Origin of the sequence: Pseudomonas sp. SLFW, assembly GCF_009905615.1 — a bacterium.
In the GTDB taxonomy this organism is placed as follows: domain Bacteria; phylum Pseudomonadota; class Gammaproteobacteria; order Pseudomonadales; family Pseudomonadaceae; genus Aquipseudomonas; species Aquipseudomonas bambusae.
Genome location: NZ_JAAAKW010000004.1, coordinates 318,648 through 345,339, shown reverse-complemented (window position 1 = coordinate 345,339; position 26,692 = coordinate 318,648). Strand labels below are relative to the sequence as shown.

Genomic DNA, 26,692 nt, shown 5'->3' with positions numbered 1-26,692 from the left:
CGCCAGCAAGCCGGCTCCTACAGGGGTCGTGTACACGCGAACCGTCTATCGGCGGACGTCCAGCATTTTCAGCCACTTCCCCGGCGGATACCCAAACGTCTTCACGAAATGTCGGGTCATGTGGCTCTGATCGGCAAACCCCGCCATCAACGATGCATCGCTCAACGACACGCCGCACGAAATCGAATGGCGCACGAGATCGAGGCGTCTCAGGGTCAAATAGCGGTGGGGGCTGGTGCCGAACAGCGCGCGAAAATCCCGGGACAGGCGCCAGCGGTCGGTGTCGCTGGCCTGTTCCAGCGCTTCCAGGCTTACGCCCTGTTCAAGGCTGGCCATCAGCAGTTCGCGGGCACGCTCGGCGGCGGCGTAGTCGCTGGATTGCCGCCCTCTTCTCACGCCTGCAGCGTCTTGCAAGGCGACGGTCAAATCAAACACTGCGTCGTCCAGTTCCAGCGGTTCGAACGGGTTGTGCAGGTCTTTCAACAATGTCTGGCTCGCCCTGAACAACCGAGGGTCACGGGACACCCCGCCCTTGATGAAGGGCAGCGGCTTGCCGCCCAACACCTGCTGGATCATCGCCGGTTCCAGGTAAAACATCCGGTAGCGAAAACCGTCTTCGGTGCCTGCGTGGCCGTCGTGGGGTTCATCGGGGTGCAGCACGATGGTCTGCCCCGGCAGGTTATTCACCTTGTCCTTGCCGTACTGAAAACTCTGCACCCCCGACAGCGTATGGCCAATGGCGTAGGTGTCGTGGCGGTGCATCTCGAAACCGTGGCCGTGGAAATACGCTTCGATGCGCTCCAGGTTCGGCAACGGCTGGGCGCGCACGACCCAATCCCGCTCGGAATGCGCGAGGTGGGCTTCTCCGTTTGAATACTTGTCCATGGCGCGGCTCGTGATCGACAACTGACACAGGCGAACACAGATACCACTTGGCGAGGTGCTTGGGAATGGCAGGCAGCCCGACTGTCGATGAAGGGCGAGATATGCGACTATTCCCGACTTTCCTACACCAGTCTTTCTCAAAAAGAGCCGCGCATCGGTAACGCAGCCTCGCCAATGATCTGCAAAAGCGCCCCTCTCATTGCCTTCAAACGGACGTGCCTTTCATGAATTTCCTGCGCCGCGTACTCCTCGATCGTCAACTCAAACAGGGGCTGGCCCAGAACAAATGCCGTCTGGACAGTGGCATCCGGGGCCTGCGGCGGGACATGGAGCTGACGCTGGAACACGGCGTGAAATTGCATCAGGTAAAAATCAACGCGGAGCGCCTGAGCATCGGCGCCTACACCGACATCGTCAGCGGCACCGAGCTGCAAAATGTCGCGAGCATTGGCCGCTATTGCTCCATCGCCCGCGACGTGACCATCGGCCAGAACCGCAAATCCCACCCGCTGGAATGGCTCAGCACCCACAGCGCGCTGGGCGGGTTGCGTCAGCAGCAGGCGGGTATGGCACATCACGAAGAGGTCAAACAGACCGTGATCGGCCACGACGTGTGGATCGGCATGGACGTGTTGATTCTGGAAGGCATCACCATCGGCACCGGCGCAGTGATCGGCGCGCAATCCTTGATCACCAAGGACGTACCACCGTACGCCATCGTCGTCGGCTCCCCGGCCAAAGTGCAGCGTTATCGCTTCGAGCCGCACATCATCGAAGGGTTGCTGGCGAGCCAGTGGTGGAACCTGACGCCGCACCAACTGGCCGAACTGCCCATCGAAGACCCGGAAAAACTGCTGGAAGCATTGAAGGGTTTTGCGGTGCCGGACAGCCATCCCGGCAAGGTCGTGGTGCGCAACAAACCGTTCTCGGTGAGCCACCAGGCGGCTCAGTGATTCAGCCATGTTGAGATCGATCTGTGGGAGCGAATTCATTCGCGAGACATCGGCACTGACGATACATCTCCGTCGCCTGAAACACCTATTCGCGAATAAATTCGCTCCCACTGATGCCCCGTGGCGCTGCGAAAACTGAGGCGTGGCATGGGTTCCCTTGTACTGGTTTAAACCGCATACACCCCTTCACCCTCACCCCGCCTGTTTAGCTGGCGCTGCGGAATCGTTGGACGCATGCACCGGCGGCGCTTGTTCGTTAAGCAGCGTCTGAATCGCCTGACCATAGGCCTGCCGCCCGAGGTTCATGCTGTTGTTGTGATTGCCGCCCGGCACCATCAGCAGGTTCTTCGGCTCCTGTGCCGCCTGAAACAACTGCTCGCTGAAACGCGGCGAGACGAACTGATCCGCCGCGCCGTGCACGATCAGCAGGGGCATGTGGATCTCGGCGATTTTGTCGATGGAATCGAATTTCTGCGACACCAGCCAGCGCACCGGCAATGACGTGCGGGTGCTCGCGACAGACGCCGCGACGTCCGCGAGGTTGGTGAAGGTGGACTCGATGATGAGCCCCCGCGCCTGAATCGGTTCGTCGCCCTTCTGCGCATCGCGCCCCAGCTCCGAGGCCAGGTCCACGGCCACCGCACCACCGAGAGAGTGCCCATAGATCAGGCGTTTGCGGGGGTCGGGTTGCAGCTGTTTCAACCGCGCCCACGCGATGCGTGCGTCTTCATACACTGAGGCTTCGGACGGCAGTTGCCCTTTGCTTTCGCCGAAGCCTCGATAGTCGATGGCCAACACCGAAAAGCCCAGCGCGTGCAGTTGCTCGATGCGGAAAAATTGCCCGGTGAGGTTCCAGCGCGAGCCGTGGAGATAAAGGATCGCAGGCGCGTCTTTTTTCTCCGCCAGCCACCACCACGCGTGAATGTTCTGCGACACGCCGAACGACGGCGCCTTGAGTTCCAGCTCCTGCACATCGGCAGGAATGCCGTGATACCAGCTGGCGGTGCCGGGTTCGATCATGAACACCAGCTCCCGCTCCTTGTGCTGCAACGCCGCGCAGCCGACCGGCAGGCCGACGACAATCAACAGCATGCACAGCCAGAAGAACCAGCGAGCCTTGAAATGCGCCAGGGAGAATTGCGGCATGAGCGATGGATTCCGGAGATCGAGTGAGACCTCCGGCAGTTTGCCATTCATTGCGGCAAAGGGTCAGTGCCTTCTGCCGAAAGGGGTGGGCAGAAAACGCCCATTCGGTCACCGGCATTCCCCTGTGGGAGCCTTGGGAGCCTACGGTGGGAGCGAATTCATTCTGGGCGGCATTCCGCCGAGACGCCGTGCATCCGCTAGAGAGGTATCGCATCGAACATCGCATCGCGAATGAATTCGCTCCCACAGGCATTCGCTCCCACAGGCATAGGTGTTTGACTAAACGATCAGTAACCCGAACCCGACGCAGGCGCGCCGCTGACAATCGCAATGCCGGAACTGGTGCCCAGCCGCGTCGCGCCCGCTTCGATCATCGCCACCGCTGTCGCATAATCCCGCACGCCACCGGAGGCTTTGACGCCCACGCCTGCACCGACCACCTTGCGCATCAGGGCCACGTCTTCCAGCGTCGCCCCGCTGCGGCTGAAGCCGGTGGAGGTTTTGACGAACGCCACGTCCAGCTCTCGGCAGATCTCGCACGCGGCGGTCTTTTGCGCGTCGTCCAGCAGGCAGGTTTCCAGAATCACTTTCAACGGCACCGCGCCGCAGGCATTTTTAACCGCTGCGATGTCATCCCGCACGACATCCAGCAAGCCGTCCTTCAGCGCGCCGACGTTCAGCACCATGTCGATTTCGCCCGCACCGGCAGCAATCGCCTGCTTCGCTTCGAACGCCTTGGTGTCGCTCAAACCAGCGCCCAGCGGAAAGCCGACCACGGCGCAGACCTTGACCTTCTGCCCGGTCAGCAACGACGCCGCGTACGGCACCTGTCCAGAGTTGACGCACACCGAATAGAATCCATGTTCCTGCGCTTCACGGCACAAGGTGGCGATCTGCGCGCGGGAAGCATCGGCGGCCAGCAAGGTGTGGTCGATATACTGCGCGAGCGCGGCGGGTTCGATCTTCATTGACTCTTCCTTCAGAAGCAGTGGTTAGCGGTAAGCTTAAAGCGGCAAGCGAGGAGTGTTTGCCTGCTCGTCACAATGTTTGAAATATAACAGACTATGTTACTTTTATATCACGATAATCGACAGCCGGAACCACCGTGGACAACAAGAAATCCGACCGTATCAAACTGATTCAGCAAGCCCTGCAGGACCAAAAGGCCATTCACTTGCGTGAAATGGCCGCGCTGCTGGACGTCTCGGAGATGACCCTGCGTCGCGACCTGGGCCGTCATCCGGAGAAATTCCACCTGCTGGGCGGGCACATCACGCTGGCGTTCGATCCATCGGAAGCCAGCGATTACAAAGTCACCGAGCAAGGCACACGCCACGTCGAGGAAAAGCGCCGCATCGGCAAACTGGCCGCCGCATTCATCAAACCGGGCGACACGGTGTTTTTCGATTGCGGGACGACGATTCCCTTCGTCATCGACTTCATCCCCGAAGAGCTGGAGTTCACCGCCGTGTGCAACTCCCTCAACGTACTGCTCAAACTGCAACAAAAACCCAACTGCCACATCGTCCTGTGCGGCGGCAGTTTCCACCGCAAGAACCAGGTCTTCGAGCACCACAGCGAAGCCAGCATCCTCGACGGCATTCGCCTGACCTGGGCGTTCGTTTCGGCTGCCGGGGTCAGCGACGAGTTCGGCGTGACCTGCTTCAACTTCAATGAGGTTGAAGTCAAGCAGAAGGTCTTGCGCCAGGCGCGGCATTGCATGCTGCTGGCCGACCACTCCAAATTCGACGCCGTGCGCACCGCGCATTTCGCCACGCTGGAGCATTTCCAGGTGGTGGTCAGCGACAAGAAACTGCCCAAGCTGTATCGCGATCTGATTCAGGGATATGGGGCGCAACTGGTGGTGTGATCAGTCCTCGAGATTGATCCAACTGCCGCACTTCCCCAGCCGCCAGATATCCCGTCGTCACGCTGAACGACGCCCTCTCTCCCGCCCCCAATTCCCGCACATTGCCCTTGGCCTTTTCCGCCAGATACCCCTCCGGCTCGCACGTCGCAGGCAGCACGAACGCGGCCACCTGCTGATCGGCGTTGTGCAAAATCCAGCGCGCCGCACGGCCGAACTGCGCCGGTTGATAGCGGGTGTAGAACGCCGGACCGTCCGGGTGCTTGAGCAGGAAATGCGCGTCGCCCTTTGCGTCCGTCTGCACGCCATCGAAGAAACACACAATCTCCGGGTCGTAGAGCTCAGGCGTGTTCAACGTGTTCAAGCGCGAGGGTTCGTCGGTCAGTTCGGCCATGTACGAAGTCCACGCCGGGGTCGGCTTCACATGAGCGGGCACGCTGCTGCGCACCCGCGTGCGCTCGACACCCAGCGGCTCGACGAACTGCCCGTCCGCCACATACGCGTAGTTCATGTGCGCCATGTACATCAGCTCCATCGCCTTGCCGGCGAGGTTCTGCACGTCCATGCCGATGTCGAACAGCGCCGAGCCCGGACGCAAGGTCACGCTGGGCCGGGCGCGGTAGTGATCGCCGAAGCCCATCACGTATTCGTACTCCCCGCCGAGGCGCAAAAAGGCGCCCGCCGCATCCGTGCCCACTTCCAGCCAGGCGCGGTCCATCGGCGCGCAGGGCATTTCGCCGTGCAGCGGATGGTCGTCCTGTGGCGTCGGGCAGCCGTTGCGCAACATGCCACTGTGAAACATGAAGCAGCCATAAGTGCCGATCACCGTCGGGCTCGGGCGTGGCTGGTCGAACATGTTGCGCATGGTCAGATCACAGCCGTCGAACACCGCCGACCAGATCATCTGCCCCTGATACGGCAGCACCACGACGCGGCCTCGGCTGTTCTCCAGCGCCAGCGCCTTCACGCCGCTGGGGTAGGTCCAGGCCAGCACGCGGAAGTCGGCGGACTCCAGCAGGGTCTTCTCATCCCCTGTAAACAGCTCGGGAAACAGCGCGACAGTCGTGTTCATGAGGCGGTCACCGCACCGACCGGCGCCGTTTCGCTGCTCGGGTCACGCAGGCATTTGATGGCGTACGCGACGATGACCACGAAGCACAGCAGCGGCACGCTGTAGGCGATCTGCATGTTGCCGTGCGTCGCGTCGGACAGCAGGCCCTGGAAGATCGGCATCACACCGCCGCCGACGATGCTCATCACCAGCAGCGAACCGCCGACACCGGTGTCTTCGCCCAGGCCATCAATGGTCAGGCCGTAAATGGTCGGCCAGCAGGGGCCGAGGAAAATGCTCACGCCCACCGCCGCGTACACGGCGCTGATGTTCGGCACCAGAATGGTGTAGGCCAGCAGGACGATGGTCAACACGCCGTAGATCGCGAGGACTTTGGCCGGGTGCAGTTTGCGCATCAGCAGGTTGGCGATCATCTTGCCGACGAAGTACGCCGCAAAGGTGGTCAGCAGGAACCACGAGGCGCTGCGCTCGTTCATCCCGCCCATCTGCATGGCCAGGCGAATGGTGAAGCTCCACACGCCCACTTGCGCGCCAACGTAAAGAAACTGCGCGACCACGCCAAACGTGAAACGCGGGTTGCGCCACAGGCGGGACAGGCTCTGGCCGATGCTGCTCTTTTTAACGTTCTCTTTGACGTTGCCCTTGCACGCCGGGAATTTGGTGAAAGCGATGAGCACGAACATCAGGATCAGCACCGCGATCATCCATTTGTACGGCAGCAACGTGGACTGGATCATTTGCAGCTGCTGAATCGCCGCGTCGGACGCGCTCATCTGGGTCAGTTGTTCGCGGGTGGCGTCGGTGTCCTTGAACATCACGAAACTGCCGACGTACACCCCGGCCATGGCGCCGAACGGGTGGAAGGTCTGGGAGATATTCAGGCGACGGGTGCCGGTTTCGCGAGGGCCCATCAGCGTGGAGTAGGTGTTACAGGCCGTCTCCAGGAACGACAGGCCCGCCGCGATGACAAACAGCGCCAGCAGGAACATGCCGTAAGTGGCCATCGAGGCGGCCGGGAAGAACAGCGAGCAGCCCACCATGTACAGCAACAGGCCGATCAGGATGGTGGTCTTGTAGCTGAAATGCCGGACGACCATCGCCGCCGGAATCGCCACGAAGAAGTAGCCCAGGTAGAACGCCGACTGCACGAAAGCGGTCTGGAAATCACTGAGCAGAAAGGCCTTCTTGAAGTGCGCGATCAGCACGTCGTTCATGCTCGCCGCTGCGGCCCAGAGCGCGAAGCAGCAGCACAGCAGGATAAAGGCGAACCAGGGCGTGCGGTTCAGGTAGAACCCGTCCGGTGATTGTTGGAGCGCGGGCTTTGTCATTGTTGTTCTCCGTGAAGTGCGGGATGCCGCGCCGGGCCGTCAGCGTGACCGGCCAAAGCGCGGCGGCTCATGAGTGACTTACTGCGAATGTTGTGAAGAGCAGGTGTCGAGAAAACGCCCGAACGTGGCAGCGTCCGGGTAAGAACTCTGGGTGCCGAGGCCCGTGACCGAGCAGGCGGAATACGCCACCGCCTGGGTCATCGCCCGGCGCATGTCGCCGTCTTCGCTCCAGTGCCGGGCGAAGCAGCCGATGAAGGCATCGCCTGCGCCAGTGGTGTCGCGGGCGTCGACTTTCAGGCCCTCGACACGGAACTCGCCCTCCTCGCCCACGTACAGCGCGCCCTGTTCGCCGAGGGTCACGATCACGTGGCGAATGCCGTCCTGCACCAGCTTCAAGGCAGCGGAGCGGGCGGATTCGAGGGAGTCGACGACCTGCCCGGTGATCAGGGCCAGTTCGCTTTCGTTGGGGATGAAAAAGTCGAGTTTCAGCAGGTGTTCACGACTCAGACCCTTGACCGCAGGCGCCGGGTTGAGCAGTACAGGAATGCCGTTGGCCTTGGCGAAATCGATGGCGTGGTAGACCGTTTCCAGTTCGATTTCCAGCTGCAGGACGATCAGCGTGCAGTCGCGCAAAGCAGCTTGAGCGGCGTCGATGTCAGCGGGTTTGAGGTGCGCATTGGCGCCTTTGACGATGAGGATGCTGTTGTGGGAATCGCTCTGCACGAAGATCGGCGCGACGCCACTGGAGACGCCGGGCACCCGCTGCACGAACTGGGTGTCGATACCGTGGCGCTGGAAATTGGCGAGGGTGTTGTCGGCGAACATGTCGTCGCCGACCTTGGTCAGCATCAGCACCTCAGCGCCGAGCTTGGCGGCCGCGACGGCTTGATTGGCACCCTTGCCGCCGCACCCCATGGCGAAATTCGGGGCTTCCAGGGTTTCGCCCTGAGCCGGCATCCGGTCGATGTAGGTGATCAAATCCACCATGTTGCTGCCGATGACCGCGATCTTGTTCATGTGTGTCATTACCTTGTGTACGCGCAGGGATCGCAAAACCGAACCGCCGACGCGATATTATTTTTGTTATTTAAATAACATTTTTTGTGACTATTCAACCTCTATTTTGTGGGGCTTTCACCGACCACACGCAAAAACGGGCCAGGCATCGCTGCCTGACCCGTTGAAAGCCCGGATTTAGAGAGGTTGAGGCTGCTGATGGATTCAGACAGCCGGTGGTCGCAATCGTTTGCGATTGGATGATTCAGAGGAGTTTGCACGGGTGCTGCTATGACGGCCCCCTATAACCTGTGGGCTGAAGCAGGGATTGGCAGTGCATCTCCCTTCAGGCAATACAGCAAAACGATATTCACCAACCACATCGCCATCGCTGCCACACACATGCATCGATATCGACTCGCCGACGAGTTGGAGCTTCTGTCATAGCCATTGCCAGCCCTCGTTGCAACAGACTGCAAGGTATCGGCTACGGGGGCTGGACGATGTCACGTGACGATCAGAACAGATAGGTCTCAGAAAGCTGAATCGTTCTTGGCGGACTTGGCATCAGCGTGTAGTCAAACGTCGCAGCAGTACCTCCGGTGTAGTACCTGCGGTCGAACACGTTGAAGACGTTCATTTGAGTCGTCCATGCGCCGACCTTGTAGGAGGCCATCGCATCAGTTCGAACGTAACTGGAGAGCTTGAAGGTGTTAGGCAGCGTTGCTTCGCGTGAGCCCACATAATAAACACCGCCACCAATCTGCAAGCCTTCCACTGACTTCATTCGGTAGGCCGTCCACAGGCTGGCACTGTGGCGAGGTGCATTGCTCAAGACATCCCCCGTTGGGTAGTTGCTATCGCTGCGCACCTTCGCGACGGTGTAGGTGTAACTCGCAGCAGTCTTCCATTGAGGAGTGATGTTGCCCGTGATATCCAGCTCTACGCCCTGACTTCGCTGTTTTCCCGTCAGCACTTGGAGCAACGGATCATCCGGATCCGTGGTCAAGATATGGTTACGATCGAGACTGAACACCGCCAGATTGGCGTCGAGACGGTCTTTTATCAGCTCGTGCTTGAGACCCACCTCAAACTGCTCCACAACCTCAGCTTCATAGGTGACGTTACTGCCGCTGTGACCGACATTCGGTGAATGGCTGAGGCTCCAATCCGCGAAGTACGACGTGCTGTCAGTGGCCTGCCAAACGATGCCCAAACGCGGAGACAGCGTCGATTGCTGTCCCTGGGCTGAGTCACCACCTGACTCCTTGGCGCGGTTGACGAATCGGTCGGCACGTAACGCGGCCTGGAGTTTGATGGTCGGTGTCAGCTCGATAAGGTCTTGTACATACGCACCGTAATCCTTCCCTTGCGATTCGTGGCCATCCAGCGAACCGGCGGGTGTCAAACCTGAAAGGTAATCCGGATTGCTCAGATCCAACGTCATCGTGGAGATCTGTGAGCCAGCGCTTGAGATCTTCTGGACGCTGTAGTCGGTACCGATCAGCAATTGGTGTTTGATGTCGCCTGTAAAAACCTCCCCCACCAGCTCCGCACGCGTCCCGAACTGTCGAGAAGACTCATCCGCATCGCTGTAAACGGAGTAGTCGAGCAGATTACCCACAGTCGCGGTGCTGTTAGGGAATGACTGGGTCGAACGCTGCCGTGCATAAGCATATTGGCCTGCCAGCCGCAGCTTCCAGTTGTCGGATAGTGAGTGCTCGAACAGCAGGGTTTCAGAGAGGGTATCGTTCTTCCCGTAGTCGCCATCAATGCCCGCGTACGCCCTCCTGCTGAGTCCGTAATATCGGGTTTTGGACAATTCGCGATAGTTGGCCACTGCAGGAACGCCGAAGTCGAATCCGTCTCTGTTGAGGTGGTTGTACTCACCCAGCAGCGTCAAGGACGTGCCGTCGTGATTGTCCCAGGTGATCGCGGGCGCGAAGGACCATGAGTGGTCGCGGGTGTCGTCCCGGAAAGTCGAATCATGTTCGGCGGACGCATTGAGACGCACGCTCAGGTCTTCGTTCAGCACGCGGTTCACATCTAGGGTGGATCGCGCCAGGTCGTGGCTACCTGCAGTGCCGCTCACCTCACCAAAATCATTCCACTCCGGCTTTTTCGAGACGGTGTTGAGGTAGCCACCAATCGCACCGATCCCCCCGTACAACGCACCCGCGGGGCCTTTGAATATTTCGACTTGATCGATGTTCTGCACGTCGCGGAATGCGTAATAGCCGTAGTTACGAAAGCCATCGCGCAGGCCGTTGCTTTCACTAAAGCCTCGGATGTTGAAGAAGGTGGCGCCGTTCCCGCCGTAGTTCGCCTCGGCATGCACGCCGCTGACTGTTTCAGCCACTTGGTCGATGCGGGTGACGCCCCGGTCCTTCAGCAGCTCATTGGGCACGACCTGAATGGAGGCCGGATACTCCTTGAGAGGGGTATCGGTTCGGGTGGTGTTGGTTGACGTTGGAGTGACGTAGCCCGAAATGGACGTATCAGACACGGTGGTACTTGGGAGATCGACCGTCCGGGATGCCAAGGCCGAGTTCGGCGCCGCTGGAGCATGGGGGGGCGTGGTTTGTTCTTCTCTCGCCTGGGTGAGCGGAGTCAGCTCGGACCCGTTTTCTACGTGGGCATTTGAAGCCAAGGCAAGCCCTGGCGCGCAGATTGCCGTCAGGTAAAAGGCACAAGGAAGCGGGCGCAGAGGCCTGCGAATGGGGGTACGGTTCATGATCAATTTCTTTCGAGTAGGCAGCAACGAATGGCGCTGGTCCCTTAGGCCAGCACTTCAGGATCTCGGCAGTTTCCCTACGCACCATGCACAGAAGCGCACTCGGCTCTGTTCAAGGCCAAGCGTTCAAACGTGATGGGGCTAAAGAGAACAGGCTGCACTCAAGGTGCGCGGGGCTGTAGGCTCAGTAATAACGCTGCGGGATGGGTGTGTAGCGTCAGGCGACGCGCAATTGGCCGCATAGGCCGGCGCCGAAGTAGCCACCCTAACACCGCGAACAGAATAAGGCCCAGCGGCAGTGACGCGGCAAAAAAGCAGTCGCTGAAGGGAGAGTCCATGCCTGGCATTGGCGGCATGTCCTGATTGGCAGCTGGCTTGTCCATGTGGTGATGGGAGTGATCCATCCCCATGGCGTGCCCGGTCACCATTGCCTGGCTTGAGGGGGACGGCACACTCGGCGCAAACATCTTCTGCAACATCTGCCCGTGCCCGATGCTGCATGCCATGCCGTTAAGCAGCACGAGGATCAGCAAGGCTGGAGCTAGATATCTGAGATAAGAGCGGGTCCCGTCCATGGCGGCGAAAGGTATCACTGCCTCGGGTTCAAGGCCAATGAGAAAACTACGTATTCAGTGAGCTGAAATGCCGCGAGCCGATCACGACATCTCAGCGCAATGACTCTCTAGTTTCCGAGCTGCCGCTCTTTCCAGTTCCCGGGATACACCACGTAACCGAACAACGCATGACCTGCGTAGGTCACCTCGGTGCCATCCGGAATCCAGAGCACCTGACCCGGCTCGACTGAGTACGCCACCCCGTTTGCGGACAGCTCGAAACGGCCCTCAATCACAAAGATGACTTCGTCGTACAAAAGTGTCCACGACACCTCTGCGCCCTCCCACCGTGCGAAGCCAACCCCCATGTTCGGTGAGACCTCGTTAGTGAGAGCCCGTGCGACGCTGGCACCTCCCGGTGGGCCACCGCGATGACTAAACGTCAGGTCACGGTGGTCGACCAGAACGACCGGGCCTTTGCCGGTACAACGTTGGCTCGTCACAACTCACTCCTGCTGTTCCAGGCGGCCCAGCGAATGCGCGTCCGCACCCCCAACCCCAGAAACGGCTCCGGAGGGTTCAGCGACGGCATTCCGGTAACGGCCTGAATGTCCTGGAGCTGCTGGGAGTCGGCACCCAGCACCTTGTCTGCCAGCAATCGGCCAGACACGGTTCCCCATGCGGCACCCACGCCGTTGTCGCAGGCGGTGACGTGAACCCCCTCGTTCACTTTGCCGAAAAAGTTCGTGAAGTTCCGAGAGATCGCGTAGGTGCCTCCCCACGTATGGGTGAACGGGACACGCGACAATGTCGGGTAACGGTCAAGGAACGCCTTGCGGTGGTCTTCACGAATCTTGTCCCGCGTGCCCCCGCTCACGCTGCGCCCGTACCGAGGCACATGTTTGTACGTGTTGCGGATGATCAACCGCCGGTCTTGAGTCATGCGCACCGTGGTACCTGCATGATCGGCGGGCGTCAGGCCCCAGTCCGGCTGGATACCCACAGAGGCCATTTCCTCATCGGTCAACGGTCGCGTCCAGCTGGCAAATGTCATGACGGGCAACAACCGGTTACGCAGGTACCCAAACTCTTGGGTGAAAATGCTCGTGCTCAACAGAACGCTCGGCGTCCGAATCGCCCCGTTATCACCGTTCAGAACCCACAGACCGGAAGCGTCACGCTCAAGCCCTCTGATCGGTGACTCCTCAAGCACCTCGACGTTTGCCGGAAGCGAATATCTAAGGCCACGAACCAAGGCGGCAGGCTGCATGAGATAGCAGCCAGGTGTGAAGATCGCTCGACTGTAGTGCTCGGTCCCCAGTACTGAAGCAAGCTCTCGGCGTTCCACCACGTTGTAGGTTTCGCCCAGGTTGTCGAGCAAACCCTGGAAGTGATCAAGGTAAGCCAAGCCCCGGTCACCTACCGCGCCTTGATACTTCCCGGCATGGGACCACTGGCACTGAATCCCGTGCTGATTGATCAAAGACTCAAGCTGGGCGATTGCAGAGCGATTAAGGCCGAGCAGCCGTTGTTTATGCTGGGGGTCCGGATGTTCCAGCGCGAATTTATGAGGCAGGTCGATCACGAAACCGGAGTTGCGCCCAGACGCGCCATAGCCCACACGCTGAGCATCCACCAACAGGATCCGTGCGTCAGGCAGATGTTCGGCTAACCGCCGTGCCGCGCTGAGCCCTGCGAAGCCTGCACCGATGACAACATGATCTGCGGATTGTTGGCCCTGGAGGCGATGGCTCGCAGCCGGTGGAGGCAAGGCTTCGTACCAACCGCAGGTGCTGTCGTCGTGCGGCAGTTTGACAATACTGTTCATTTGTCGGCCCTCAAGCCACGCTCTGTTGTGTGTCTTGGCAACGTTGCAGCCAAGTGGATCGGTGACCCTGCGCCTGACGCCCCAGGAGGACGAACCCTCGTACGGCCCCCGCCTCATCGTGAAACGCCGCACTCAACCCATCCTCGGTTGCATCACAGCGCCATTGGCCCGCAGTCCCCGGAGATGGAATCAGCAGGCTGAGCGGCGCAGCGGGCGTTTTCACCATGACGGGCATCAAGGGGTAGCTCACGGTTGTCGGGGTGCCTGTGATTGTCTTCACGAGCGCCTGGATACCTTGATTGATCGGAGCGAGGTACGGCAGCAACTGCCCGTTGACTTCAATGCAATCGCCCAACGCATACACGCCCGGCTGGGACGTTTGCAGGTAGGCGTCGGTCAGGATGCCTCTGTCGCATTTGATTCCTGCCGCACGAGCGAGCTCCAGATTCGGGCGCAGGCCGATAGCTGACAACACGATATCCGTTTCAAGGTTTTCGCCATTCGCGAGGGTCAGCTCGAAACCGGATGCACGGGGCGCGACACGTTGCAGTGTCGTACCCAAGTGCCACCGAACACCCAGGTTGGACAGAGCATCCTGAAGCTGGACGCCGACTGGCCTGGGCAGCAAGCGCTCCATTGGCCAGGCGCCCAATCCGATCACCTGAACTTCATATCCGCTGGCGGCCAGGTCGTTGGCGAACTCACAACCGATAAGCCCGTCTCCCAGAATGGCGACCCGCTTCACCCCGGCAAGACGCGCCCGAAACCCATGGTAGTCATGCAGGTTGTTGACGCTGATCAGGGCCTCACTCGCGCCTTCGACTGGCACCCTCACCGGCGACGCGCCACTGGCCAGAATGAGTTGCCCGTAAACCATTTCACCCAGGTTGGTGAACAGTCGGCGGGAGTCGGTATCGATGCGCTCAACACGACAGTGCGGGTAGACACGTATGCCTAGCCGCTCTTCGATGGCTATCGGACTCTCCGTGGCCAGCGATGAGGGCTCCCGCCCTTGCGCAAGGGCGATAGAGAGTGCCGGCTTAGAGTAATTGTGCCCGTCCTCTTGAGTCAGAACCCTGATCTCGATGGCTGGATCGGCTTTGCGAAGTGCCTGAGCCAAGCCATAACCGGCGTAGCCGCTGCCAATGATGACGACGGGTTGCGCAGGTGGGACGGGTGTTTCCGGCGTTTTGAGGAGTGTCGTTTGAGCGACCGCTATGACCACCTCGCTGATTTCGATCATTTCAAAATCAGCTTTCCCGACTTTGCATTCAGGGCACAGCCAATCATCCGGGATGTCCTCCCAACGCGTACCGGGGGCGATCCCATCGTCCGGCCAGCCCAGTGCTTCGTCGTAGATCCATCCACACACGATGCAGAGCCACTTTTTCAGTGCGACGCTCATCACTCCCCCTTGATGCGAATAGCGAGGTTCTTGGTGCGCACGTAGCTGTACAACGCTTCTTGCCCTTTTTCGCGTCCGTAACCGGAAAGCCCAACCCCCCCAAAAGGCGTCTCGATCCCGCCGGCGTACCACTCGTTCACGAAGACCTGGCCAGCACGCAGACGCCGGGAACAACGCAAGGCTCGGTTGAGATCCTGAGTGAAGACGCCTGCCACCAGTCCAAACTCTGTGCCGTTGGCAATGGCGATGGCTTCTTCTTCCGTGTCAAAAGCAATGGCTGCCAGCACTGGGCCGAACACCTCAATTTGAGCGATGCTCATCTCGGGAGTAACGTCCCGAAAAACGGTGGGCGCCATGAAGTTCCCTGCCATGCCTGACAGGCGCTCGCCTCCAGTGGCGACCACTGCGCCCTCCTCCTGAGCCGAGTGGCAAAGCACGTCGATCCCGGTGAGCTGCCCCGCAGAGATCACGGGAGTGATGACGGGGTTCTCTTCCCCGGCACCGATGCTGAAGCCGTCCACCATTTCAACGATCGAATTCACGATTTCATCGTAGATCGAGCGATGGATGAGGACTCGCGACAAGGCAGAGCAGACCTGCCCGGCGTTGAAGAAAATGCCATCGCGAACGCTGGTCAGGAGTTGCTCGCGGTCAGCATCCGGGAATACCAAAGCCGCTGACTTGCCCCCCAACTCCATCACGCACGGCACGGCGTTCTCGGCGGCCGATCGCAGGATGGTTTGGCCTGTGGGTACCGATCCCGTGAACACGATCTGATCGACTTTGTTACTGGACGCCATATACGCCCCGACTTCTCGACCACGTCCACACAGGAGATTCACAGCCCCTGGCGGCGTGCCCGCACGTTCGATGGCTTCTACCAGCACGCACAACCCGAGGGGCGAAAGCTCTGGGGATTTGACGATTACGGCGTTGCCGGCGGCGAGTGCCGGAGCCAGCGAGCGCGCACAAATCGAGACAGGAAAATTCCACGGCACGATCTGCAGCGAGACACCCATTGGGTCGTACAGAGTGAAGTCCATGTACCCGTTGCCCAACGGGATCGACGTGCCTTCGATCTTGTCGGCCATGCCCGCGTAATATTCGAAATAGCGGGCCGCTTCATCGAACTCGCCTTTTGCATCGCGCAGCGTCTTGCCATTTTCCGCGCACAAGATACGAGCACCCTCATCGGCGATGGCGCGGATTTCTTCCGCAATCCTGAGCAACCACGCCACGCGATGCGCCGGACGCGCATGGGTGAGTTCGCCGCTGTCGGCACAGCGGCGAGCAGCATTTAGGGCTCGCTCGGCATCGGCCTCGCTGGCTTGGGCGATGGTCGCAACGGGCTGGTTGGTCGCAGGTGCAAGGATGGTCAATCGTTGCTCGCTGTCGACCCATTGCCCATCAATGTAATTAAGCCAGTGTCTGGAATTCATCATGTTCTCCTGGCTCAACCTTGCTTGGCGGTATCGAGCAATTGCCGAGCCGTCCACTTGTGAAAGTAATGGGTTGGAAGATCCATTTCAGGGGAGAAAGCGCCGCCGTTGTAACCTGGCGAGCTGCGCCCCATCTGCATGCCTTCAACCGAAGCAATGTCTTCAGCAAACACCACACGCCACGAGTCCATGACCGCCTTGCGGGCAGCTTCGTATTTCGCATCGAGCGCTTGATCGCCGACGTAGAACAGGCGCAGATGCTCAACGGTTTTTCCTGGCTCGATAGGTTCCAGCATCATGGCGAACGCGTGGTCGGCCTGGATGCCCAGCAGGACGTTGGGGAAGAACGCGACGTACTCGGCGTTGCGCATGCGATCCGCAGGCCACGACGGGAATGTCGGAAGATGGGTGCCCGCAACATCGGACAGGTTGTAGGCATAGCTGCCTTGTCCGGCGAACTGATCAAACATGATGTTGTAATGGTCTTCGAGGCGAGAATACGTGTTCAGGCTCGGATGTACCCACGGCAGATGGTACGCCTCACAGTAGTTCTCCACTGCCAGTTTCCAGTTGCACTTGACCTCGATGGCCATGGCGCCGCTGTTCGATTCGCGGCGCATCAGCCCCATCCCGTCAGCACCCAGGAATTGAGCCCAGCGTTCTGTCAGCGGTGCCAGGGACTCCTGCAAATCCGGTGCATCACCCGACAGGTTGACGAAGACCATGTCCATCCAGATTTCGCTGCGCAGTGCCTTCAGGCCGTGCTTCTCGCAAGCGAAGCGGTCATCTTTGTGCTGGTTAATACCCCCCACATGCGGGGTGCCTCGCAGAGCGCCGTTCAGGTCGTACGTCCAGGAGTGGTACGGGCATCGGATAACGCCCTGCACTTCGCCTGCAGCCTGCACCAACTTGACCCCGCGGTGACTGCACACGTTGTGGAAGACCTGAACTGTCCCTTCGCGGTTACGCATCATGAGCAAAGGCAGGCCCATGAAATCAACCGGCTTCACGTAGGCGTTCCTCGGCAGGTCGGATGCAAAGCCTATGCATGCCCAGTTGCGGCCCAGCACATGGTCACGATCAAGCTCGAAGTAACGTTGATCGGTATAGAAAGGGTTGGTCAAACCATGAGCTTGCTCGATAGGAGAAAGCACGGTTTCCAGACTTTGCACGGGGATGAGATTCGCGGTGCCCATTATTGTTATCTCCAAAATCGCTTGTTCGAGGCCGTCAGGGTCAGGCCTTGGCCCGGCGAATTCTTCCGATTTCACGCCCCGCGTCACAAACGATTTTTTCAACGCTATTAATGAGAAATTATCATTAATTATTTTTTGTCTTATCTGCCCTCTCTCGCATGCGTAAATCTCATAAGTCGATGAGTTTAAATAGTTTGTTGAGCGCTTCGGCCTCGCGCAAATTGGCGGCGCTATCAATCCCAGTCGCGTATCGGCGTCATACGATGGCGTACTAAAACAAAAAGGGGAGAATCCCAATGCGTGCCAAAAGTGGCCTGTTCAAAGGCCTCAATCCAACCGTAACGATCGTTTCCGTGGCTATTGTTCTTGCGTTCGTCGTGCTGTGCGCGACGCTTGGAGATCAGGCCGCTCACGCTTTCAAAATTGCATCGGATGCAATCCTCGACAACTTCAAATGGTTTTATCTTGCGTTAGTAAGCGGCCTGTTGGGCGCATTGATCCTCATCGCTGTCAGCCGCTACGGCACGCTCAAGCTCGGGCGTGAAGGAGACAAACCCGAATTCAGCTTCCCTGCCTGGATCTCGATGCTCTTCAGTGCAGGGATGGGGATCGGCCTGATCTTCTGGTCCGTGGCCGAACCCGTGCTGCACTACTCGTCAAACCCGTTTAGCAAAGGGCTGACGGATGAGTCCGCCACCACTGCCATGCGCCTGACGCTGTTCCATTGGGGCCTGCATCCGTGGGCTATCTTCACGACCATTGGGCTCGGGCTTGCTTATTTCGCCTACTGCAAAGGCCTGCCACTGGCGCTTCGCTCGGTTCTCTACCCACTGATCGGTCAGCGAATCTACGGGCCGATTGGACACGCAGTGGACATCATGGGTGTCTGCATCACGGCGTTTGGCGTGTCTCAATCGCTGGGGTTGGGCGTGGTACAAATCAACACCGGCCTCAATCAGGTGTTTCAAATTCCCGTCAGCATGGGCCTGCAACTGGGCATCATCGCGCTGGTGAGCCTCATCGCCGCAGTGTCTCTCGTGGCGGGTGTTTCACGAGGGATGAAGCGTTTGTCGATCTTGAACATGTGGATGTCGTTCGGTTTGATGCTGGTGGTTCTGGCACTGGGCCCAACCCGCTATGTCATGAATTTCCTGTTCGAATCTACTGGCGACTATCTCCAGCATTTGGTCGGCTTGAGCTTCTGGACGGATACACAGGCTAACTCGTCCTGGCAAAAAAGCTGGACGGCCTTCTACTGGCCGTGGTGGATGACCTGGGGCCCGTTCGTAGGACTGTTCATCGCGCGCATTTCCCGCGGCCGCACAATCCGGGAACTGATCATTGGCGCGCTGCTGGTACCAACACTGGTCACCATCCTGTGGATGTCAGTGTTCGGTGGTTCTGCGCTGAAGGATGAGCAGAACGCCCGTATCGCCAGCGCTCAGCAGGTCAGCTCGCAGGACAACGCAACCGCACCGTTTCAAGGCGGTGTCATTCTGCAAGCCACGCAGAAAGAAACAACGTCAGCCATGTTCACGCTGCTTGAGCGCCTTGACGGGCCGACGATAGGCGGAATGTTGTGTGTGCTGGTTTGCCTTCTTTTGGCGGTGCACTTTGTGACGACCGCGGATGCGGGCACTCAAGTGCTGTGTATGCTCAATTCGGTGGGCAGCATCAACCCGCCTAACTGGATACGCGTGCTCTGGTGTTTCCTTGAAGGGGCGATTGCTGGCGGTCTTTTGTTAGCTGGGGGACTGGCGGCTATTCAATTGGCGAGCATCGTGATCGGGCTTCCCATCGCCCTCTTCCTGCTCGTGACGGCCTACAGCCTGTTGCGTAGCTTACGAGAGGATACGGTCTGGCCGGTCCAGACCCTGATGATGCGACCCGCGATCAACGACGTATCGCTTCGACCTGAAACCGGACAGCTGTTGACTCAACCCACCCACCGGGAAATGGCGTGAGCTCCAGGTTTCCCCTTTCGAGTGATCGAGACCAGGCTGACCTGTCCAGCCTGGTCTGGCAGCCGCTGATCATAGGGGACATGCCGCTGCCAGGATTGGAATATGCCGAGTTGGCGAACGCTCACACCTGGCATGGATACTGGATGAAGATGGCACCCGGAAGCCAGTCGCCACCCCATCGCCACAGAGGCGAGGAGCTGATTGTCATCTGGGAGGGGGAGGTTCAGGACAGCGATGGGAGTTGCTTCAAGGCAGGCTCAAGCCTGGTCTATGCGTCGGACTCGGAGCACCACCTCCACTCCCCTTCGGGGTGCGTGATGCTCGTCATCGAATCCGCTGCGGCTGAGCTACTGTCCTAGCTGACAGCAGCGAGTTGAGAATCGCTGATCTGGGTAAGCAGCCACTGCCTGAAACGGTTGACGCTCTGGCGATTGGCCGAGCGTCCAGCCGGTTCCAACAGACAGAAACGAGCATCGGTACGCAGCACCATGTCAACGGGGCGCACCAGTGTGCCGTTCGACAAATGATCATCCACGAGATTAGACCAGGCCAGCGCCACGCCCTGGCCGGCCAACGCCGACTGGATCAGCATGGAGTAACTGTTGATGTTGATCCGGTTGCGAGGTTCAGTCGCCTTTAGGCCACTCTTGTGAAACCACTCGTGCCATCCAATCCAGTCACTCTGAGGATCCTCCAGCCACAACCAAGTGGCTTCTCCAAGCTGCTGCGGATTGGCCAATTGGGGATGACGAGCCAGGTAAGCAGGACTGCAGACAGGAAAGATCTCTTCAGCAAACAACGGGGTAACCTTGGCATTGCTGGGCTGAGAGCGGCAGTAATAGAGGGCCAGATCACAGTCAAGCCGGGAAAACTCATGCATGGCGTCGGTCGCAATGATGCGCAAGTCGATTTCGTCGTTCAGGTTCTTGAAAACAGACACTCTCGGCAGCAACCAGAGTGACGCCATGGCGGTACTGGTGACAACGGTGACCTGTTCGGTCCCCTGCCAGTGACGAACACCTGCGGTCGCATGTGCAACCTTTTGAAGCGACTCGCGCACGACCTCACAATAGTCTCGCCCTGTCGTCGTCAGCACGATCTCCCGGGTCGTCCGGCTAAAAAGCGGCTTACCGAGATACTCCTCAAGCAGGCGAATCTGGCGGCTTACCGCTCCCTGGGTGACATTCAGTTCACGGGCAGCAAGGGTGAAGCTCAGGTGCCGCGCGGAGGCCTCAAACGCGACAAGGCTATTGAGAGGGGGCAACGGGTGCAGTTTCATCAGGCTTTTCACGTGTGGTTATTGTTGTACGAAGGGGTCGACGCGGGGGGCAGCGCCTGAATGTGCTGCGCAGCATAAGAAGTGTCGAGATGGTACCCCTTGGCAGGTTAAACACTCAATGAATAAGTCATCTCCAAAAAACAAAAAGAGTCGGCAAGCCCTGACAGCTAGACGGACCCACCCACCGTTATCTCTGACGCATGTATTTCATCGATCATAACGGCGGCCAGGAGTCGTGAACGTTTTGTGATCTTTGCCCCCATCGGAACCTCTGCCAATGCGTTTGTGATCTGCTCGAGCAAGGGAGATGCCCCAAACCTGCGGGCCGAAACGGGCAGGTAACCCATGAGTAGCGTATGCACATAGACAGCATTGAACATGGTCTTTTCACTGACGCGCAGCCCATGAGACAGCCAAGCAGGGATCCATATCGCTGACTTTGCTTCCACACATAACGACTCCAGGTTCAAATCAACGTTCAGCTCACCTGACAGGACATAAATGAGCCGGCCGTGGTAATGCCGGGTTTTTGCGAAACGTTTAGGGTCATCGCAATAGTACTGATGCCCAAACGCCGGTAAATGCCCAGCAGCGGACATATCTTCCATGCGATTCCACAACGGGCTACTCGGCACGCCTGGGGACTGGCCGTTATTACTGACAAGCCTCAAGGCCTGATACTTTTCGCTCATAGTGTATTTCTTCGTTTATTAACCGCGCAGGGTTATCGACCGAGGCATGACGGATTACCGATTCGGATCATCAGCTAATTGGGTTAAACCCGGGCATCGCTAATCCGCCAAAATATCCTGCAAACGTGCCCAGATAACGCTTCGGCAGTTCCGTGTCTGAGTCAGATTTGCAGCATGGCCTGCGGGGCAAAATGTCAGGTCAAAAGTCGAAGAAGACGGTTTCGTCTGCGCCCTGCACCCGGATGTCGAAACGATAGGCAACGTTGCCCTCCACCATGCAACGTTGGGCCACCAGCGTTTGCCTGCGAGCAGGTTGCTCAATCAGGTTCAGTACGGGGTCAACCGCATTGCTTTGATCTTCATCGTTGAAATAGAGGCGTGTCTGTAAATGAATGTTGATGCCACGGGCGAAGAGCGACACGTTGACGTGGGGCGCCATCGGGACGCCCGCAGCGTTGCGTACCACGCCTGGTTTGACGGTCTTGATCACCCATTCGCCCTCGTCAGCCGTGGCACTGCGGCCAAAGCTGTTAAAGGACTTATCGAGGTCGTAGTCGGTGTCGTATTCCCCGTCGGCATTGGCCTGCCAGAACTCCAGAAACGAATCGCGAATCAGGTGGCCGTTGCCGTCATAGACGTGTCCAAGCAGCAGGATGTGTTCACCGGGGGCGCCGGGTTTGGCCATTTCATTCCAGATTTCCTGCTCTCGGGCCGGGTTACCTGCGGCTTCCAGCGCGAGGCCAATGTGCACGTAAGGACCAGCGGTCTGGGACGGAGTTTCCGGCAGAAGTTGAACGGGCATGACAGCCTTCCTCAAGCGTTTTCGAAGTGAGTCTTGCGCTGACCGCGCAGGACGATATCAAAGCGGTAAGCCAGGCAATCCATTGGATTGGCCATGCTCAGGTCGAATCGAGCGATCAGGCTCTGCACGGCGTCCGGGTCAGCGATGGACTTGACGACCGGGCACATCGGGATCAGCGGGTCGCCCTCGAAATACATCTGGGTGATCAGCTTGGCGGAGATCGACGGACCGCTGATGGAAAAATGAATATGCGCAGGGCGCCAGTCATTAGGGCCGTTTCGCCAGGGATACGGGCCGGGCTTGATGGTCCGGAAGATGTAATTGCCGTCTCGGTCAGTGAGGCAGCGACCAACGCCGCCGAAGTTCGGGTCCAGTGGCGCAAAATAGGTGTCTTTGTAGTGGCGGTAGCGTCCGCCCGCATTGGCCTGCCACATCTCCACCAAGGTATGTGCAACGGGCTTGCCATACTGATCAGTGACCCGCCCGGCAAGGATGATGCGCTCGCCGATGGGGAGGCCACCGTTGTTGAAATTCAGTAGCAGATCACTGTCGTGACGACCCATTTGCAGGTGGGAAAAGTCCGGACCGGTGGTTTCAGATACCGATTGAGGGATGCCGACCAACGCCTGGCGCGGCGAACGCAGGATCGAGGTCTTATAGTTGGGGTTCAGCGCTTTAGGGTGCCAATTACGATCGCGAATGGCGAAACGACTGTTGGATGCGTCAGACATGCCAGTCTCCTGCTGTCATTATTGGAGGTCGCGCCTGTTTCATGCATCAGCAGGCGATGATTCAGTTTCCTCCGCCCTCCCCCCTGCTAAAACTGAAATTAACGACGATATTCATAACCAAATGATTATGAAACCGCGCCGTCATAACGATCGCTTATTCAATGGGACCAGGACGTTCCTTTAAATTGAAAACAGCCACACTCTTTATCTGCGCACAGTGACGAAGTTATAAGTGGGAGGAACAGCTTGAACGGGGGCCAATCGAAACCTTTCGAATACCCGCGGACTAGATACCGGTGAGCCGACCGTTATTGATTTCGTCGATCAACACCGCAGCGAGCAGCTTATTTTGTTTGGTCACGCTGGAGCCCAGCGGCGTATTGGAAAGTGTGTGCGCGACCTGCTCCAATAAACGAGACGCCCCGAAACGCCAACACCTCGGAGGCAGATGAGACACAAGCAACACATGAACGTACACCGTGTAAAACTTCGTTCCAGCGCTGACGCTTAGTTCATGCCGAACCAAAGGCGGTATCCAAAACGCGGATTTCGATCTCACACGGATGACCTCTGCGGCCAGTTCTGCATGCAACTCACCGGAAACCACATAAATCAGTCGGCCGTGGTAGTGCCGGACCGCGCCAAAGCGTTTTTGCTGATCACAGTAGCCTTGATGGCCGAAGGCAGGCAGATCGCCCGACGCTGACACCTGTTCCAGCTCATCCCAAACCCGAGAGGGGCTGGACGCTATAGAAACACCGACTTGTTTGAAATGATCAGCGACGAGCCGAAGCGTTTTGTGAGGTTTGTGCATGATGGCGTCAGATCACTCATGACTTCGACAGGGATGAATGGGGCAATCTCTTGCAGGAAGGCGAACGCCAGCGTTCCACACTGGAACAGATCATCAGCCAAGGCCCACCAAGGCTGGCATCGCAAAACCGCCAACATCTACAGCGAATGTGCTCAATGAGCAGATGCCCACACCGCCTTCGATTCAGGGGCGCTAGCCAGGACACAAGCGCTTATCCAAGAAACAGTTCCAACCCTATACGGCTGCCTGATCGTACTCGGCTCACGCCGTGTCGCAGCGTCATGTGGCAAACACCGCTCCGTCCCTTCACTGGCCTCTGGGATGCCGCAATCAGGGCAGCGTCCCCTTTGTTGAGAGGAATCACCATCGGCCTCGAATGCATGCGAGGGCGTTGGTCTGCGATCACGAACTCACCTCCAACAAAATCTCGGTCTGGTTCAGAAAGCAGGACCACCATTTGGATGGGAAAGGCTTCACCCCGCGCAGCGTCATGTCCGAGCGCCTGCATTTGATCGGCGAATAAATACGTTAATCGCGCGTGCAACGCCGGGGGGTCGCAAACACTCTTCACACTGGCGCTCGATGAGAACAGGCGTGAATGGCCAACATCGGATTTCCAGCGGTGTGCAATCGGGGTTAAAGCTGAACGCAGCGCTCGCCCCCAGCTTTCCAAAGGTTCAGGAAGCGGGCCAGTCAGACATTGCTCGCAAGGGCTCAGCGCGCGCAGTTGCTCCTCGCTCCCCCTCTTGGCGCCCCCCTGAAAGGCTGATAAAAGCTGGTCAATTTCCGGCTCGGCCATAACGCCCGGAAGTGTCGCCCACCCTCGACGGTCCAGCTCTTCGTAAACGTCGTTGATATCCCGCTTTGCCCTTGTGGAGCTGGCCTGCCGGGACGTAGTGAAATCCGGAACTTCGAACAGGAACGACGCAGAACCTGTTGTGATCAGACAGTTATTCAAGACTGCGCCTCAAAGGACACCAGCAGCACAGCGCACCCGGCAACTCAACCTTGGCTCTCACACTGGTAACATTCATTGCCGCTTGGAAACACGCTGTCCTTAACGTCTTGTGAATACCGTTTTACCGCCGCTTCGATGTGTTCCCGTATAGCACCGTAGCGACGAACAAACCTCGGTACTCTTTCGAATAAGCCAAGCATGTCGTCGACGACCAGGATTTGCCCATCACAGGAGGAGGACGCGCCGATGCCAATCGTGGGGATTGATAACGTCCGCGTCACCTCCTCGGCAACGTCTTCAAAAACGCCTTCAACGACTACCGCGAAAGCACCGGCATTGGCTATCTCCTCTGCCTCTTTCACAATTCGCGCTCGCTCAACTGCTGAGCGCCCTTTGGTCTTGAAGCCCCCATCAAGGTTGACAGACTGCGGCGTCAGGCCGACATGCCCCATGACCGGGATGCCCCTGCCAGTCAGAAATTCCACGGTACGGGCACAACCGGGATTGGACTCCAGCTTGACCGCCTGACAACCGGTCTCCTGCATGATGCGAACAGCGGTGTCATAAGCCTGCTCGGTGTTCCGCTCGTAGCTTCCGAACGGCAAATCGACGACCACCAAAGCCCGCGACGCCCCCCTCATCACGGCTTGGCCATGCATGATCATCATCTCCACGGAGACACCCAACGTGCTGGGCAACCCATGAATGACCATCCCGACCGAATCACCCACCAACAGCAAATCAACCATGGGGTCGAGTAATTCAGCGATCGGTGCTGTGTAAGCGGTCAGGCAGACAATCTTTTCCTGACCTTTGCGCCGGACGATATCGGGCACCGTTATTCTTTTAAACTCTCGTTGGGCGGACATATAAGGTCGAGCATCCTGGAAGTGGGAGCGTCGCTACAAGGCAAGCGACGGTGTGCGTCGGGGCTACCCGCGCCTATGACGTGGGCCTGATGTGTGGCGCGGGCTTTTGGCTGACGTACACCCGAAATCAAACCCTTCTGGAGCGTTTCGGTTTTCGCCAACAGGTGGCAGGAGTATGGCGATCCAGCCTCGGCGAGACTCTCGGAATCAAGTCAAATACTTGTCCGATCCCGCCACGTCCCACGAGGTAGCGGCTCCCGGCTCTGATCGGCCGTGCTGTCCAGACATTCACTTCGTTCGCGCTGCAACAAAAAGCGCAGCGCCGGATTTACACTGCAAATGGATGGCACGATACTGACAGGAAGATCCTGAATAGTGCGATCGCGCCATGTCCATATTTCCGCTGCCCGTCTTCGGCGATGCTCCCGTGCAAGGGGTCGAACGCGAATACCCCCCAGGATTCGAAGCCGAACACAGGCACGATCATCACGCGCAGGTCATGTATGCCGTCAACGGTTCCATGACCGTCGAGACGCCCCAAGGCATCTGGGTATTGCCGCCGCACCGCGCGCTCTGGATTCCGGCAGGCATCTCACACACGTTCAAACACTCCCGCCCGATCTCTTTAAGGGCTGTCTATGTTCGAGAGGACACTCCTGGGATACCCGACTGGAAACGGTGTTCCGTTTTAAACATCTCAAACCTGGTCCGCGAGTTGATACTGGCGTGCGCTCAATTACCGGCATCGTACGAAGGCGACACCCGAGAGTTTAGATTGGGCACTGTGTTGCTTGATCATTTGGCGCTTCTCGAACAGGAAGCGTTTTTTCTTCCTGAGCCTGTCGACAAGCGAGCGGTCAAGGCCGCTAATCTGATCAAGAAAAACCCGAACGACACGAGACCTCTGAAAGATATCGCCCGTCACGTCGGCGCCAGCCCGCGAACCTTGGAGCGACTGTTTTCAACTGAAACGGGCATGGGTTTTGGTGCGTGGCGCTTGCGGCTGCGCTTGATGGTAGCGCTGGAAAATCTGGCGGCCGGTGAGTCCGTAACCAGTACAGCCGCAGCGATCGGGTATGAAAGCTCCAGCAGTTTCATTGCGGTATTTCGATCGGTGTTTGGCTGTAGCCCTACAAAATATTTCGCCAGGACCTGAAACACAAAAAGACCCCGAACGGGG

General features: G+C 58.6%; 24 protein-coding genes and 1 pseudogene. 5 read left to right on the top strand and 20 right to left on the bottom strand.

What is annotated here, in order from left to right:
• Positions 1-45: 45 nt before the first annotated feature.
• On the bottom strand, positions 46-885 hold the full coding sequence (locus GVN17_RS09965; RefSeq protein WP_166595080.1) for an AraC family transcriptional regulator: 840 nt from the start codon (positions 883-885) through the stop codon (positions 46-48).
• A 224-nt stretch (positions 886-1,109) separates the two neighbouring features.
• Between GVN17_RS09965 and GVN17_RS09960 the strand changes: the two genes are divergently transcribed.
• Positions 1,110-1,838 (top strand): CatB-related O-acetyltransferase, encoded by a 729-nt coding sequence (locus GVN17_RS09960; protein ID WP_166595079.1) that lies wholly within the window; start codon positions 1,110-1,112, stop codon positions 1,836-1,838.
• A gap of 192 nt (positions 1,839-2,030) precedes the next feature.
• Here GVN17_RS09960 and GVN17_RS09955 read toward each other — a convergent pair whose 3' ends face one another.
• The gene (locus tag GVN17_RS09955; protein ID WP_166595078.1) at positions 2,031-2,984 is read right to left on the bottom strand and encodes an alpha/beta hydrolase; all 954 of its coding nucleotides are present in this window, start codon (positions 2,982-2,984) and stop codon (positions 2,031-2,033) included.
• 287 nt (positions 2,985-3,271) lie between these two features.
• Entirely contained in the window at positions 3,272-3,952 is a 681-nt protein-coding gene (deoC, locus tag GVN17_RS09950) for a deoxyribose-phosphate aldolase (protein WP_166595077.1), read from the bottom strand.
• Positions 3,953-4,089: 137 nt separating this feature from the next.
• Between deoC and deoR the strand changes: the two genes are divergently transcribed.
• The gene (gene deoR / locus GVN17_RS09945) at positions 4,090-4,854 is read left to right on the top strand and encodes a DNA-binding transcriptional repressor DeoR (RefSeq protein ID WP_166595076.1); all 765 of its coding nucleotides are present in this window, start codon (positions 4,090-4,092) and stop codon (positions 4,852-4,854) included.
• On the opposite strand, the gene GVN17_RS09940 is transcribed toward deoR, so the two are convergent.
• The 10 genes and pseudogenes from GVN17_RS09940 to GVN17_RS09900 all read right to left on the bottom strand — a co-directional run bounded on the left by GVN17_RS09940 (position 4,784) and on the right by GVN17_RS09900 (position 17,403).
• Positions 4,784-5,923, bottom strand: a complete 1,140-nt coding sequence (locus GVN17_RS09940) for an aldose 1-epimerase family protein (protein WP_166595075.1) — start codon at positions 5,921-5,923, stop codon at positions 4,784-4,786. The two genes, deoR and GVN17_RS09940, sit on opposite strands and share 71 nt — an antisense overlap.
• Positions 5,920-7,251: an L-fucose:H+ symporter permease gene (gene fucP, locus GVN17_RS09935; RefSeq protein ID WP_166595074.1), complete on the bottom strand. Its 1,332-nt coding sequence runs from the start codon at positions 7,249-7,251 to the stop codon at positions 5,920-5,922. The genes GVN17_RS09940 and fucP overlap by 4 nt, the downstream gene beginning before the upstream one ends.
• 78 nt (positions 7,252-7,329) lie before the next feature.
• The gene (gene rbsK, locus GVN17_RS09930) at positions 7,330-8,268 is read right to left on the bottom strand and encodes a ribokinase (protein WP_166595073.1); all 939 of its coding nucleotides are present in this window, start codon (positions 8,266-8,268) and stop codon (positions 7,330-7,332) included.
• Between the two features lie 496 nt (positions 8,269-8,764).
• Positions 8,765-10,981 carry a TonB-dependent siderophore receptor gene (locus GVN17_RS09925; protein WP_166595072.1) on the bottom strand — a complete coding sequence of 739 codons (2,217 nt, stop codon included), beginning with the start codon at positions 10,979-10,981 and terminating at the stop codon, positions 8,765-8,767.
• A 682-nt stretch (positions 10,982-11,663) separates the two neighbouring features.
• Positions 11,664-12,038, bottom strand: a complete 375-nt coding sequence (locus GVN17_RS09920; RefSeq protein ID WP_166595071.1) for an ethanolamine utilization protein EutQ — start codon at positions 12,036-12,038, stop codon at positions 11,664-11,666.
• Positions 12,035-13,363: an FAD-binding oxidoreductase gene (locus tag GVN17_RS09915; RefSeq protein ID WP_166595070.1), complete on the bottom strand. Its 1,329-nt coding sequence runs from the start codon at positions 13,361-13,363 to the stop codon at positions 12,035-12,037. The genes GVN17_RS09920 and GVN17_RS09915 overlap by 4 nt, the downstream gene beginning before the upstream one ends.
• Before the next feature lie 10 nt (positions 13,364-13,373).
• Complete coding sequence (locus tag GVN17_RS09910) at positions 13,374-14,606, bottom strand: FAD-dependent oxidoreductase (protein WP_371928528.1); 1,233 nt, start codon at positions 14,604-14,606, stop codon at positions 13,374-13,376.
• A pseudogene (locus GVN17_RS29940) lies at positions 14,595-14,756 on the bottom strand (rubredoxin); the annotation flags it as partial. The gene GVN17_RS09910 and the pseudogene GVN17_RS29940, both read right to left, overlap by 12 nt.
• 11 nt (positions 14,757-14,767) lie before the next feature.
• Complete coding sequence (locus GVN17_RS09905; RefSeq protein ID WP_371928527.1) at positions 14,768-16,210, bottom strand: aldehyde dehydrogenase family protein; 1,443 nt, start codon at positions 16,208-16,210, stop codon at positions 14,768-14,770.
• Positions 16,211-16,221: 11 nt separating this feature from the next.
• On the bottom strand, positions 16,222-17,403 hold the full coding sequence (locus GVN17_RS09900; protein ID WP_178115714.1) for an aromatic ring-hydroxylating dioxygenase subunit alpha: 1,182 nt from the start codon (positions 17,401-17,403) through the stop codon (positions 16,222-16,224).
• A gap of 296 nt (positions 17,404-17,699) precedes the next feature.
• Between GVN17_RS09900 and GVN17_RS09895 the strand changes: the two genes are divergently transcribed.
• Positions 17,700-19,367, top strand: coding sequence for a BCCT family transporter (locus GVN17_RS09895; RefSeq protein WP_166595068.1), 1,668 nt, complete (start codon positions 17,700-17,702; stop codon positions 19,365-19,367).
• Positions 19,368-19,447: 80 nt separating this feature from the next.
• Entirely contained in the window at positions 19,448-19,726 is a 279-nt protein-coding gene (locus GVN17_RS29935) for a cupin domain-containing protein (protein ID WP_371928526.1), read from the top strand.
• Here GVN17_RS29935 and GVN17_RS09885 read toward each other — a convergent pair.
• The 7 genes from GVN17_RS09885 to panB all read right to left on the bottom strand — a co-directional run bounded on the left by GVN17_RS09885 (position 19,723) and on the right by panB (position 25,512).
• Positions 19,723-20,646, bottom strand: a complete 924-nt coding sequence (locus tag GVN17_RS09885) for a LysR substrate-binding domain-containing protein (RefSeq protein ID WP_166595066.1) — start codon at positions 20,644-20,646, stop codon at positions 19,723-19,725. The genes GVN17_RS29935 and GVN17_RS09885 overlap by 4 nt on opposite strands.
• Before the next feature lie 167 nt (positions 20,647-20,813).
• The gene (locus GVN17_RS09880; protein WP_166595065.1) at positions 20,814-21,338 is read right to left on the bottom strand and encodes a cupin domain-containing protein; all 525 of its coding nucleotides are present in this window, start codon (positions 21,336-21,338) and stop codon (positions 20,814-20,816) included.
• Positions 21,339-21,537: 199 nt separating this feature from the next.
• On the bottom strand, positions 21,538-22,140 hold the full coding sequence (pcaG, locus tag GVN17_RS09875) for a protocatechuate 3,4-dioxygenase subunit alpha (protein WP_166595064.1): 603 nt from the start codon (positions 22,138-22,140) through the stop codon (positions 21,538-21,540).
• Positions 22,141-22,151: 11 nt separating this feature from the next.
• The gene (gene pcaH / locus GVN17_RS09870) at positions 22,152-22,871 is read right to left on the bottom strand and encodes a protocatechuate 3,4-dioxygenase subunit beta (protein ID WP_166595063.1); all 720 of its coding nucleotides are present in this window, start codon (positions 22,869-22,871) and stop codon (positions 22,152-22,154) included.
• A gap of 286 nt (positions 22,872-23,157) precedes the next feature.
• Positions 23,158-23,685 (bottom strand): hypothetical protein, encoded by a 528-nt coding sequence (locus GVN17_RS09865; RefSeq protein WP_166595062.1) that lies wholly within the window; start codon positions 23,683-23,685, stop codon positions 23,158-23,160.
• Between the two features lie 211 nt (positions 23,686-23,896).
• Positions 23,897-24,643 carry a 2OG-Fe(II) oxygenase gene (locus tag GVN17_RS09860; protein ID WP_256665166.1) on the bottom strand — a complete coding sequence of 249 codons (747 nt, stop codon included), beginning with the start codon at positions 24,641-24,643 and terminating at the stop codon, positions 23,897-23,899.
• Positions 24,644-24,687: 44 nt separating this feature from the next.
• Entirely contained in the window at positions 24,688-25,512 is an 825-nt protein-coding gene (gene panB / locus GVN17_RS09855) for a 3-methyl-2-oxobutanoate hydroxymethyltransferase (protein ID WP_166595061.1), read from the bottom strand.
• Between the two features lie 388 nt (positions 25,513-25,900).
• Here panB and GVN17_RS09850 point away from each other — a divergent pair, with 388 nt between their 5' ends.
• Positions 25,901-26,668: a helix-turn-helix transcriptional regulator gene (locus tag GVN17_RS09850; RefSeq protein WP_166595060.1), complete on the top strand. Its 768-nt coding sequence runs from the start codon at positions 25,901-25,903 to the stop codon at positions 26,666-26,668.
• The last annotated feature ends 24 nt before the right edge of the window (positions 26,669-26,692 follow it).